Here is a 13,100-nt window from a genome sequence, read left to right as displayed (position 1 = left end):
ACATGGCAAAACCAGCATCTTCCTTCCGCTGCACCGAGTGCGGCTGGGCCACCGCGAAGTGGGCCGGCCGCTGTGGCGAATGCCAGCAGTGGGGCACCGTCGTCGAGACCGCCGAGAAGATCGGCCTGGCCAAATCAGTGCAGCCCACCGCTGTGGTCGGAGCGGGGGTTGCCCGTCCGATCACACACGTCGATACAACGGCGGTCGAACACTGGCCGAGCGGTATCAACGAGTTCGACCGAGTGCTGGGCGGCGGTATCGTGCCCGGCGCTGTGATCCTGCTCAGTGGAGAGCCCGGAGTCGGCAAATCCACCCTGCTGCTCGAAGTTGCTTCTAAGGCGGCAGCCTCCAAATCGCGCGTGCTCTATGTCAGTGCCGAAGAGTCTGTGAGCCAGGTGCGCCTGCGCGCCGAGCGCACGAACGCGTTACACCCCGAGCTCTTCCTGGCCGCCGAGACTGATCTGGGCACCATCCTGGGGCAGATCGACGCAGTCAAGCCCGACCTGCTCATCATCGACTCGGTACAGACCGTGTCAAGCGCCGCCTCCGACGGATTGGCCGGTCAGCCCAGCCAGGTGCGCGAGGTGGCCTCCACTCTCATTCGGGTGGCCAAAGACCGCGACCTGCCGATTTTGTTGGTCGGCCATGTCACCAAAGACGGTTCGATCGCGGGTCCCCGGCTGCTCGAACACATCGTCGACGTGGTCTGCCAGTTCGAAGGCGATCGCCAGACCGCCCTGCGTTTCGTGCGCGCCCTGAAGAACCGCTTCGGACCGACCGATGAGGTGGGCTGTTTCGAGATGACCGGAGACGGTATCGCCGAGGTGCCCGATCCCAGTGGGCTCTTCCTCAGCCGCGGAACGACGGCGGTCTCGGGAACGTGCGTCACCGTCGCCCTCGAGGGCCGACGGGCGATGCCCGTCGAGATTCAGGCGCTCGTCGTGGGCACGCAGGCCCCGAACCCGCGTCGGGTCACGAACGGAGTCGACCCGTCACGGGTCGCCATGGTGCTCGCGGTACTCGAAAAGCGCGTCGGAATACCGTTGGCCGGTCAAGACGTGTACGTGTCGACCGTGGGCGGCGTCAAGCTCACCGAACCAGCCGCCGACCTCGCCATCGCATTGGCCATCGCCTCAGCGGTGCGCGACACTCCCATCGCGCACAACGTCGCAGCCTTCGGCGAAATCAGCTTGGCCGGCGAGATCCGACCGGTTACGGCGGCGAAACAGCGCGCGGCAGAGGGAGCGCGACTGGGCTTCACCCACCGCATTGACGCGGCGAGCGGCCTGGTGCGTTCGGCCGTCGGGCTCGCGCTCTCCAGCGATCTTTCCAAGTGGGAGGCCGAACTCGACTCGGCCTTCTAACCTCGATCGCACTCGGGCTCCTGGCCCCGGTCGACGCGCTACTCGGTCGGAAGATCGGCGCCGGGCGCCGTGCCGAGCGCGGCGAGCAACTCGGCCGGGGTGGCCTGCAGCGGATGCGGCCCCGCGATATCGAAGAACACTGTGGTGATCTCGTCGACGTAACGAAGCAGAAAAGCGCGCAGCCAATCCGGGCTCTGCACGCCCACGAACGGCGGCAAGTTTTCGGGCTTGTTCTTCGCGTCGCTGAACAGCAGAAGGGCAACTTCTTGCGTGTTCGGATCGCGGTAGGTCCAAACCTGCCCCGAGTCGAGCGGGCGATCACGGTCGCCGGCGGCACTCAGTGGAACGATCGTGTTGCCGTGGCGCAATGCGAGTGCGATCGCGGCCATGTCTTGACGTTCCAGCGCCTGGGCCAACGCCTCAGCGTGGAATTCGATCGGAGGCTTCGCCGCCCGTTTGGTCTTCTTTCGCCCTGCCGCTGCCATAGCTCAAGCCTATCTTGGCTGGCCGAGACGTTAGTCGAGCAGGAACTGAGTGGGACTGGCCGACTCGATCCCATCGACGCTCACGCTCAGACGATACGACGCCCCTCCGGCCGGCGCGGCCTCACGGTCTGCGGCATCACAGGTGTCGGGTGACGAACGGATCCGCTGCCATTCCAGCGGCGTGCTTGTCTTCAGCGGCGTGTTGGGCTCGAGGGTGACCTCAGCGTCTGACGAGTCGGTCTGGCAGTCCGTCGACGTCCACCACACATCGGTGCCGCTCGTAATCGTGTACACCTGCTTCGACGTTCCTGCGTTGAGCGTGCAGGCCACCGGCCCAGTGTTCGTGACGCTCAGGGTGAGCTGCGGCAGCTGATCGACAGCGTAGCTGTCGAGATCCGTCAGGGCGTCGACCTGAACCTGCGCGGGGTCGCAGGCGCCGCCCGCCTTCGGAGGTGTGGCCGAGTCAGCCGCGGTATCCGTCGGCTGAGTGGCGGAGGCTGGCGCTCCCGCCGGTTTCGACGAATCGGAGCCGGGACGCACGATGATGAGCACGATGATGACAATCACGGCCAGAACCACGAGCCCCACGACCGCACGACGGCGTCGGTAGACCTTTTCGGATTGGGGACCGACAGGGTGCTTGATCGTCGACATGACTTCAGGCTAGCGAGGGCATCAGCATTGGCACGGCATTTGCTCGGTGGTTCGCCGAGCGGCCAAGCGGAAGAGGAATGATCCGGCAGGACTCCTGATCGGAATCCTGCCGGATCGTCTGTTCAGCGGATGCTCACGCCCCCGCGGTTGTATGTCCCTGCGCTATGACTCCTCGAGGCCCGCGCGACGGCGACGGATCAGGAAGATCCCACCGAGCAGAAGCATCAGCATGCCTCCGGCGATCAGCGGCATGATCTCGGCGCCGGTGTGAGCGAGGTCACCCGTTCCCGTTGCCGACGGGGTCGAACCGGTCGAACCCGGATCGGTTGTGCCGGTACCTGGGTTGGCACCCGGGTCGGTACCCGGGTTGGTGCCGGGGTCGGTCGCCGCAGCCCGTACCTCAACGCTCGTCCAGCCGATGACGTTGCCGTCAACATCCTGCACGACGATGCGGTGTGTTCCGGCCGGCAGGTCGGCGGGCAGGGTCGCGGTCACGGTACCTGTCGCACCGACTTTCAGCCATCCGCCCAGGTTGACCGGAATCGAGTGGACCCAGACTGAAACGAACTCCCCGGCGTGCTCGGCACCGACTGTGATGACGATCGGGCTGCCTGCCGCATACGAGGCCGCATCGGTCGTGATGAGGTCCTCCAGTGCGGCGAGGAGTGCTGCTTCGTCAGCAGGGGTCGGAGCAGTAGTGGGTGCCGTCGGGTCGACCGGCGTCGTCGCGTTGACGGTCAGGGCGACGCGCACAATCGTGCCGGTCTCCTTCGCCGTCAGCTCGAGAACGCTGTTCGCCTTCGCATCGTTCGGCACCGTGAATGTCACTGTCGACATACCGGATGCGTCGATCGTTGCTGTGCCCAGGCTCGCCGTGCTGCCCGACCAGAGCAGCGTGAACTCTGTGTTCTTCGGGGCGCCCAGCGAGGTGAGATTGACGTTCGACACCGTGAGCGTCACCGAGTCACCGCGGTTGACACCCGCTGTCGGCACACCGGTGACCGTCGCCTGGCGGGCAGCGAATGACGGCTTCAGCGGGCTCTGTGCAGTGATGTACGAGATCCACGCATCGCGGTCAACGAGACCCGAGTCACGAGTGTTCTTCCCGTTGTTGAACTCCCAGAAGTTGTCGCCACCGGTGAGCAGGAAGTTGAAGGATCCGATGCGGTAGTCGCGTGTCGGGTCGATCGGGGCGCCATTGATCCAGATGCTCGTGATGCGATCCCCCTCGGTGCGGCTCGCGTCGAACGTGTAGTTCACGTTGTCCGACAGCCCGAGCTGCAGGTAGGCGCGGCTCGGAACGTTTCCCTTGGCGTCTCGCTGCCACTGCTGCTCGAGAACGGTCTTGAACTGCGCCCCGGTGAGGGTCGTGGTCCAGAGGTTGTTCACGAACGGCAGCACGGCGTTGGCCGCCGCATAGGTGACAGTTCCATCGCTCTTGTAGAGCAATTCGGTGCGCATGCCCCCGGGGTTGACCATGCCAATTTCGGCACCACCCTTACTCGGGTCCGAGAGCGAAGCACGCAGCGAGTTCGCCACGAGCGTGCCCATTGCCGACGGTGCCGAGCGGTCCTCGGCACACGGTGACGTTCCTCCGGTGCAGGCACGCGAGATGTCAGCCGTGACTGAACCGATGACCTGGTTGCCGACCACTGCAGCCTCAGCGAGGGCCGCATCCGTGATGCGCTTGACCTCGGCGACCCGTGGATACGTCTCCACCAGCGAGGCATCGAGGGCCTTGCTTGCGGCAACGGTGGCGTCGCTGGCTGCTTTGATCTCGGCCGGTGTCGAGCCGCTGGGTGCGGTCGTCACTGGGGAGGCCAGACGCGTGACATTCTGCACCTTCACCGTGCTGGTCGCCTTCGTTGTCGTGTCATAGCGCAACACCACCTGGCCGACGTTCTCACCGTACTGGCCGGTCTGCAGCACCGGGCGAGTGACGCCGTCTGCCGCGCCCGGAACCTGTGCCTGCCAGGCGTACTTCTTGTGCGTGTGGCCAGTGAAGATAGCGTTCACGGCCGGGTCGGTCATGGTGACGATCCGGGCGAACACGCTGGTTCCGTCGGCGATCTCGTTCTCCAGCGTCGACGTGTCTCCGATGCCGTCACCTTCGTGATATTCAGCAATCAGAACATCTGCTTCACCGTTCGCCAGGTTGCCGTCGGTGAGCTGTTGTGCAACTCGGTTGACCGCCTCGACGGGGTCCCCGAAGCTCAGTTCTGCAACACCGGTCGGCGTGACGAGCGAGGGGGTGTCGGCGGTGACGGCACCGATGACGCCGACCTTCACACCGTCGATCTCGAAGATCTCGAACTCCTGCATTGCCGCGACCGTGGTGCCCTTCGTGTACACGTTGGCTCCCAGGTAGTCGAAGCTCGCCGCGGCCTTGATACGGGTCTTCAGGTCATTCCAGCCCTGGTCGAATTCGTGGTTGCCCACGGCCGAGGCCTTCATGCCGAGCGCGTTCAGCACGTCGATGGTCGGCTTGTCCTGCTGCGACGCGGATGCGAAGAGCGACGCTCCCACATTGTCACCGGCCGAGAGGAACAGTGTCGAGTCGTCGCCATACTGCGCACGCAGGCTTTCGACGGTGCCAGCGAACTTCACCGTGTTCTCATCGATCCGACCGTGGAAGTCGTTCAGGTTGAGAATGTTGATGTCGACGCCGGACGTGGGCTTCGTGGCGATGTCCAGGCCGAGGACCACGGGGTCGTGGTCGGACGCACGGTACGGGTTGGCTTCGTAGAAATTGGTGACGTTGCTGTTGAAACGGCTGTACTCGAGTGCGACGTTCTCAACCGAGTTGATGTTCCAGACGTCGACAGCATCATCGGCGACCGTCGCATCCGCTGCCGGAGAAGCGAACACGTGGTCGAGCGAACCGACCGAGCCATCGTAGGCATAGGTGTACTCGCCGCTCTTGTACTCCTGGCTGATGTACCCGGCGGCTTTGATGATCTCGATCGGGTCTTCCTGATCGTACGCGTTGAAGTCTCCGACCAGGAAGACCTTGTCGGTCTTCGCGGCCGTCTTCATGGCGCTGGCGAACCCAACGAGCGCCGTCGCCTGGCGCTTCCGTGACGGGTTCGATGCGCCTTGACCGTCGCCGAGGTCAGCCTCCGTGCCCGTTCCCGAGCCCTTCGACTTGAAGTGGTTGACGATCACCAGGAACGCGCTGGCCGGGTCTCCAACCAATTGGAAGGACTGGGCGAGCGGGCGGCGGGCATTGTCGAACGCGCTGTCGTCGGTCAGGATCGTCGAGTCGCCGACGGTCTGGACAGACGCCTTCTTGTAGATGAAGGCCGTGCGGATAACGTCCTCCGCGGTGGGGAGCGCGGCGGGCGAGGGCACGTAGTCCCACACCGAACCGCCGACTGCCTCATTCAACGCGTCAACGAGGGTACCGAGCGCATAGTCGCGGTTCTTGCCGAACTTGGCCGAGTTTTCGATTTCCTCCAGGCTGACGATGTCGGCACCAAGGGCATTGATGGCCGCAACACTCTTGGCCTGCTGACGCTTGAAACTCGCCTCGGTGGCTGCGCCGCGAGCGTCACAACCGGAGCTGACCGTGATCTTGTTTCCGTCGCGGTCGTTGTAGTACTGGCATTTCGGGATCGAATCACCCGTGGTCGCAAAGTAGTTCAGCACATTGAACGTGGCCAGGCGGATGTCGCCGCCCACGTCGCGCGGAGCCGGCGTGCGGGTGTTCTCGAAGCTGACCGGCTGAACCGTCGCGGCGTTGCCGGGAACGAGCTCAGTGGTCGGTTGCAGTGTCCAGCCACCGTTGCGGTAGTCGAGGATGACCGGCTTGGTGAACGTGACCGCGGCACCGACGCGCACTGGCGCGGTCGTCGAGAGGTACGGCACCGGCTTGCCGGTGTTGGCGGCGGCCAGGAAGTTCGTGGTCGCACCGTCGTCGAGAGTGATCAACCGGGCCGCGTTGTCGGCGATCGCCGCAATCTGGCCGGCGGAACCCGGACGGTGCAGCACCGTTGGGTTGACCAGTGGCGTGTCGCCGATCGCCAGACCGATGTCACCGTACTGGTTCGTCGAGTAGTTGTTGGTGACCGTGAAGGGTCCCTGGGGCGCGATCAGCATGCCCTCCAGCGATTCCCGCTCGACAGCGGAGGTCGAAATCGTCACGACGCTCGGCGTGGGAGCGACGACACCGGTCGAGTCGAGCTTTGTGATGTTATCCAGCGACGGCACACTGACCTGGGTCAGCCCGTAGAACTCGTCGACATAACCAGCAACCTCGACGTAGTCGCCGATTGCGACGGACGCCGTGCGGTCCGCCGTGTAGACGAAGACGGCATCCGACGCGGTGTGCGCAGCCAGGTCGAGTGCTCCGCCGGTTCCGGGCGTCTGCAGATAGAAGCCCTTGAAACCGCCGGTGGGATAGTTTGCGGTCACGACGCCGACGGTCTTCACGACCCTGCCGACGAGCGGGCTGGCCGTGCTGATCCCCTGAATCTGGGCGATCGGCGTGGTGTCGGCGGGCGCGGTGACCGGGTCGGGAACGACCGGCACCGGTGGCGCGGAAACCTCACCCAGCGAGTTGGTTGGAGTGGGAGCCGCCGTCGCGAAGTCGACGACGTTGCTGTCGGTATCGGCGCCCGCCGTTCGGTTCAGAGACAGCGAGACTGAAGCGAGAGGGGCGACAGCCGTCTCAAAGGTCAACGAGTTGCCGAAGCCGAGGACATCGATAATGGCGGGGTTGCCCAGCACAGATCCTGTTGGAGGGGTGGTGAGCTTCGCGGTCTGGTTTGCGAGGAAGAAGGTGCCGCCGCCGGCTGCCGCGTTCATTCCGGCAAGCGTGGCGTCTGGTCGTGTCAGAGGCGCACCCACGGCACCATTGGAGCCGCCCTGAATGAGATAGTGACCGCCGGCTGGGATTGTGCCCGTCAGCGGCAGAACGCTCGAGGGATCGCCGGCGCCTGCTGCAGCCCGGTACTGCAAAGACATACCCGTCAGAGCGACATCAGCACCCGTGGGGTTGTAAAGCTCAACAAATTTGTTGATGAAAGTCGCGCTGGCGGAGCCGCCGTTGACGTAGGCCTCGTTGATGATGATTCCGGTGCCGGCGACATGAGCCTGAGCCGGCAAAGCGACGATAGGGGCTAGAACCAGCCCCAGCCCAAGGAGGGCCGAGCAGGCAACCGTGAGGTGCCTTCGTGGATTGAGGGACATTGTTCTCCTGTGATTGACGATCGACATTGATGGCAATTTAGGGAGCCTATCCAGACCACTGGGGCTGATGGAATGAACACTCGAAGAACATGAGGGATCTGCACGTATGCGCATGAGGGTCTCTCAAATTCCTCCCCATGAGCGCGCCTCAATCGGCTATTCTGTGCCCCCTGTCCGCGGGGCAGCGCCGGCGCGCACCTGCGCAACGCACGAGTCGCTCTAGACGAGACGCTTGACCATGCGGGTGTTGCCGAGAGTGTTCGGCTTCACTCGGGCAAGATCAAGGAACTCTGCAACGCCTTCGTCGGGCGACCGAACCAGTTCGGCATAGACCGACGGATCGACCGTTTCGGTGCCCATGTCCACAAAGCCGTGGCGGCTGAAGAACGACACCTCAAAGGTCAGACAGAACAGCCGGCTCAGGCCGAGCTCACGGGCATCCACTTCAAGCCGATCGAGCAGCGTATGGCCCACGCCGCGGCCCAGCCACTCGCCGTCCACGGCGAGGGTACGCACCTCGGCCAGGTCTTCCCACATCACGTGGAGCGCGCCGCAGCCCACCAGACGGCCCTCGTCGTCCTCCGCAACCCGAAACTCTTGGACAGCCTCGTAGAAGACGACCATGTCCTTGCCCAGAAGAATGCGCTCTTGGACGAGCGGCTCCACGAGCGCCTTGATCGCGGGCACGTCGCTGGTCCGTGCGCGGCGAACCGAGAACCTCTGCTCGTTCATTCCCGTCCGCCTTTCTGTGCGTTCTGGCCCCGGTCCATGCCCGGGGCTCGTGAGCCTCCCAGTCTAGGATCTTCCCACTGTCCGCTGCGCCCCGCGCATAAGTCCTGCGGTCTCGGAGGGAGGCCTGGACGAACCCCGATATTCTGTGGCACCGCAGAGGCAACCTCACGATGTGCAGGAGTTATGAGTGGCAGTCGGCCGTGCCGGATGTCGGGGCAGCGCCTCGACCGAGGAAAGGCCCGGCGGATATCCGCCGGGCCTTTCCTCGTGGTACGTAGTTCCGGTGCTACTCGCCGGTGATGGCGAGGTCGGGCGTGACGGAACCGGTGCCGATGGCAGCCGAGGTGTTCACACCGATCGCGACGGGAATCTCACGCGAGGTCGTCGTGAAGACGAACTCGTTGTTGGCGAAGTCCACGTGCACGTGGTCGCCGGCGTTCAGCTCGCCGTGCAGGATCTTCTCGCTCAGACGGTCTTCGATCTCGTGCTGCACGGCACGACGCAGCGGCCGGGCACCGAGTGCGGGGTCGAAGCCGACGTCGATCAGACGTTCCTTCGCCGGCACGGTGAGCTCGACGGTCATGTCGCGGTCGAGCATGCGGTCGGACAAACGCTTGATGAACAGGTCCACGATCTGCAACAGTTCCGGCTTCGACAGCTGCGGGAAGACGATGATCTCGTCGACACGGTTGAGGAACTCGGGCTTGAAGTGCTTCTTCAGCTCTTCGTTCACCTTGCCGCGCATGCGGTCGTAGCTGGTCTGCGTGTCGCCCTCGATCTGGAAACCAACGGGACCCCCGCTGATGTCCTTCGTGCCGAGGTTCGTGGTCATGATGATGACCGTGTTCTTGAAGTCGACGACGCGACCCTGGCCATCCGTCAACCGGCCCTCTTCCAGAATCTGCAGGAGGGAGTTGAAGATGTCGGGGTGGGCCTTCTCGATCTCGTCGAAGAGCACCACGCTGAACGGCTTGCGGCGCACCTTCTCGGTGAGCTGACCGCCCTCTTCGAAGCCGACGAACCCGGGAGGGGCACCGAACAGACGCGACACGGTGTGCTTCTCGCCGTACTCGCTCATGTCGAGCGAGATCATGGCGGCCTCATCGTCAAAGAGGAACTCGGCGAGCGCCTTGGCCAGCTCGGTCTTTCCGACACCGGTCGGACCGGCGAACACAAACGAACCCGAGGGACGCTTGGGGTCTTTCAGACCAGCACGGGTGCGACGGATGGTGCGGGCGAGCGCCGAGATGGCCTCTTCCTGACCAATGACGCGCTGGTGCAGAGCCTTCTCCATGAAGACAAGACGCGAGGACTCTTCTTCCGTGAGCTTGAACACCGGGATGCCGGTGGCCTGGGCGAGCACCTCGGCGATCAGGCCTTCGTCGACCACCGCGGTGGTCTTGACGTCGCCCGACTTCCACTTCTTCTCGAGGCGCAGACGCTCTCCGAGGAGGTTCTTCTCCTCGTCGCGCAGGCTGGCTGCCTTCTCGAAGTCCTGGTCTTCGATCGCAGTCTCTTTGGCTGAACGCACGACTGCGATTTTCTCGTCGAATTCCCGCAGTTCGGGCGGGCTCGACAGGATCGACAGGCGCAGGCGGGCGCCGGCCTCGTCGATCAGATCGATGGCCTTGTCCGGCAGGAAGCGGTCGGAAACATAGCGGTCGGCCAGGTTCGCCGCCGCCACGAGGGCACCGTCGGTGATGGAGACCTTGTGGTGTGCTTCGTACCGGTCGCGCAGACCCTTGAGGATGTTGATGGTGTGCGGCAGCGACGGTTCGGCAACCTGGATCGACTGGAAGCGGCGCTCGAGCGCGGCATCCTTCTCGAAGTGCTTGCGGTACTCGTCGAGAGTGGTCGCACCGATGGTCTGCAGTTCGCCGCGGGCGAGCAGTGGCTTCAGAATGCTGGCCGCGTCGATAGCGCCCTCTGCGGCACCGGCACCGACGAGAGTGTGGATCTCGTCGATGAAGATGATGATGTCGCCACGGGCGCGGATCTCTTTCGTGACCTTCTTCAGCCGCTCCTCGAAATCACCGCGGTAGCGGCTCCCGGCAATGAGTGAACCGAGGTCGAGCGAGTAGAGCTGCTTGTCTTTCAGCGTCTCAGGTACGTCACCCTTGACAATCGCCTGGGCCAGGCCCTCGACGACGGCCGTCTTGCCAACGCCGGGCTCACCGATTAGAACGGGGTTGTTTTTGGAGCGACGCGAGAGGATCTGCATGACCCGCTCGATCTCTTTCTCGCGCCCGATGACGGGGTCGAGTTTGTTGTCGCGCGCCGCCTGGGTGAGGTTGCGGCCGAACTGGTCGAGGATCTGGCTGCCTGCCTGCGTGCCGGTCTGCTCGTTGGCACCGACCTGCACCTGCTCCTTACCCTGGTAGCCAGAGAGAAGCTGGATGACCTGCTGGCGCACCCGGTTGAGGTCTGCGCCGAGCTTCACGAGAACCTGGGCGGCAACGCCTTCACCCTCACGGATGAGGCCGAGCAAGATGTGCTCGGTGCCGATGTAGTTGTGGCCGAGCTGCAGCGCCTCGCGCAGGCTCAGCTCAAGCACCTTTTTGGCGCGCGGGGTAAACGGAATGTGGCCGGTCGGCTGCTGCTGACCCTGACCGATGATGTCCTGAACCTGCTCGCGCACGGCGTCGAGCGAGATGCCGAGGGACTCAAGCGCCTTCGCGGCGACACCCTCGCCCTCATGGATCAGGCCGAGCAGAATGTGCTCGGTACCGATGTAGTTGTGGTTGAGCATTTTGGCCTCTTCCTGGGCCAAAACGACGACGCGACGAGCTCGGTCGGTAAATCTCTCAAACATGTGATTGCTCCCTTGGTGCCAGGGCAGTGATGACACCGATACAAAGAGAGTAACCAGCCGAAGCTGAGATGCATGCCTCTGTTCGCCCAGAGCATGACGACGAGCGGCCGGTCGCGAGGTTCGCGACCGGCCCGATTGCTCGCTGGTGGTGTGACGAGCACCGTCGCCGTGAGCGATGCATGCCAGGCTGCTGGCAGCTTCGTGGCATTACTGAACGGCCGAGGTCAGCCGGGCCAGGTTGTCGAGGATTGTCGAGCGCAGCGGCTGCTTCATCCATTCGTCGAGCGTGAGCTCGCGACTGTCGGCCCGATAGCCGTCCTCGACCGCACGCAATTCCTGCACGAATGACGCGCCGCGCACCATCAGCGACACTTCCATGTTGAGGCTGAACGAGCGCATGTCCATGTTGCTCGAGCCGATCACCGCAACGTCGTCGTCGATCGTGAAGTGCTTGGCGTGCAAAATGTACGGCGCCTTGTACATGTAAATCTTCACGCCGGCGCGCAGCAACTGCTCGTAGTACGAGCGTTGCGCGTGGTAGACGAGTGCCTGGTCGCCGATCTCCGACACAAACAGCTCCACGTGGATGCCGCGCTGCGTCGCCGTGGTGATGGCGTAGAGAATCGACTCATCCGGCACAAAATACGGGCTCGTGATGATGATGCGTTCCTGCGCGTAATAGAGCAACGCCAGAAACAGGCGCAGATTGTTCTCGCCCGTGAACCCCGGACCGCTCGGCACGACCTGGCAATCCAGCGCATCCGGCACACGCCTCTGCGTCACCTCCACGAGGTCGCGGGTGAGCAGTTCCTGCGTCTCGCTGTACCAATCGGTGAGGAAGATTGCGTCGAGCCCGGCGACAATCGGCCCCTCGAGCCGCGTCATCAGGTCTTTCCATTTGAGCCCGCGACGGATGTTCGACCGCTCGTTGTATGTGCGGTCGATCACGTTCTGTGAACCCATGTACCCGACCGAACCGTCGACGATCAAAAGCTTGCGGTGGTTGCGCAGATCCGGACGCTGCCATTTTCCCTTGAACGGCTGCAAGGGCAGCATGAGCTCCCAGCGCACGCCGGCGGCGGTGAGTCGTTGTTTCGTTCGGCGGTAGCCGGGCTTGCGCATCGACTGGATGTGATCCATCAGCACGAGAACCGTCACGCCGCGTGCCACCGCGCGTTCGAGGGCATCGAAGAACGGCGCGGTCGTCGCGTCGAGCGACAGAATGTAGAACTCGACGTGCACGTAGCGCTCGGCGCGGTCGATGTCGTCGACCATCGCCTGGAACGTTCCGTTGTAATCCCCGAGCAGCGTGGCCGTGTTGTCACCGATGAGTGGCATCGCGCCCAGGTTGCGGTTGAGTTCGACGACGGAGGCCAACCATGGCGGCCACGGCTCATCGAGGCGCACCCGCTCCATGCCCTGAGTGCTGTCAAGGATGAACTTGTTGATCTCCGCCTGCATGGCCAAGCGCTTCTTCGGAAGCGTGCGATACCCGATCAGCAGAAAGAGCAAGACCCCCAGGTAGGGAATGAAGAAAATCGCCAGCAGCCAGGCCATGCCCGACGTAGGACGCCGGTTGCGCGGAACAACGATCACGGCAACGACACGAATGACGAAGTCGATGACCAGGGCGACCAGAACGGTGACGGTCGCGATATCCATGCCCCCCATGAGTGCCTAGGCGACCGGTTTGTCCAGCCCGAGACGGGCTCGTTCTTCGGTTTCGATCTGGGTATAGACCCTGCGCTCGTTACGGTCGGCGTGGATGATCGAGCGCATGATCAGCCAGAAGATCAGTCCCACCAGAACGGTTGGCGCGAGTGACCACAGCGCATTTACCCAAAAGTTATCCATAGCACTCCT

8 protein-coding genes are annotated in these 13,100 nt (G+C 63.7%); 1 reads left to right on the top strand and 7 read right to left on the bottom strand.

The annotated features are described in order from the left end of the window. Positions 1-2: 2 nt before the first annotated feature. Positions 3-1,364 (top strand): DNA repair protein RadA, encoded by a 1,362-nt coding sequence (gene radA, locus HNR05_RS16035; protein WP_179580045.1) that lies wholly within the window; start codon positions 3-5, stop codon positions 1,362-1,364. Positions 1,365-1,402: 38 nt separating this feature from the next. Here the strand turns inward: radA and HNR05_RS16030 are convergent, their stop codons facing one another. From HNR05_RS16030 to HNR05_RS16000, 7 genes are all read right to left on the bottom strand, one after another. Then, the gene (locus tag HNR05_RS16030; RefSeq protein ID WP_179580044.1) at positions 1,403-1,849 is read right to left on the bottom strand and encodes a dehydrogenase; all 447 of its coding nucleotides are present in this window, start codon (positions 1,847-1,849) and stop codon (positions 1,403-1,405) included. A 30-nt stretch (positions 1,850-1,879) separates the two neighbouring features. Continuing rightward, complete coding sequence (locus HNR05_RS16025) at positions 1,880-2,503, bottom strand: hypothetical protein (protein WP_179580043.1); 624 nt, start codon at positions 2,501-2,503, stop codon at positions 1,880-1,882. Positions 2,504-2,665: 162 nt separating this feature from the next. Next, entirely contained in the window at positions 2,666-7,693 is a 5,028-nt protein-coding gene (locus HNR05_RS16020; protein ID WP_179580042.1) for an ExeM/NucH family extracellular endonuclease, read from the bottom strand. Between the two features lie 219 nt (positions 7,694-7,912). Continuing rightward, on the bottom strand, positions 7,913-8,425 hold the full coding sequence (locus tag HNR05_RS16015) for an amino-acid N-acetyltransferase (protein ID WP_179580041.1): 513 nt from the start codon (positions 8,423-8,425) through the stop codon (positions 7,913-7,915). Positions 8,426-8,711: 286 nt separating this feature from the next. Beyond that, positions 8,712-11,237: an ATP-dependent Clp protease ATP-binding subunit gene (locus tag HNR05_RS16010; protein ID WP_179580040.1), complete on the bottom strand. Its 2,526-nt coding sequence runs from the start codon at positions 11,235-11,237 to the stop codon at positions 8,712-8,714. A 207-nt stretch (positions 11,238-11,444) separates the two neighbouring features. Further along, positions 11,445-12,899 carry a cardiolipin synthase gene (gene cls / locus HNR05_RS16005; protein ID WP_218868922.1) on the bottom strand — a complete coding sequence of 485 codons (1,455 nt, stop codon included), beginning with the start codon at positions 12,897-12,899 and terminating at the stop codon, positions 11,445-11,447. A 15-nt stretch (positions 12,900-12,914) separates the two neighbouring features. After that, positions 12,915-13,091 carry a hypothetical protein gene (locus tag HNR05_RS16000; RefSeq protein WP_179580038.1) on the bottom strand — a complete coding sequence of 59 codons (177 nt, stop codon included), beginning with the start codon at positions 13,089-13,091 and terminating at the stop codon, positions 12,915-12,917. Between the last annotated feature and the right edge of the window lie 9 nt (positions 13,092-13,100).

The sequence above is a fragment of the Leifsonia psychrotolerans genome, assembly GCF_013410665.1.
GTDB classification, from domain to species: domain Bacteria; phylum Actinomycetota; class Actinomycetes; order Actinomycetales; family Microbacteriaceae; genus Cryobacterium; species Cryobacterium psychrotolerans_A.
This window is presented reverse-complemented; position numbering and strand designations above follow the sequence as displayed.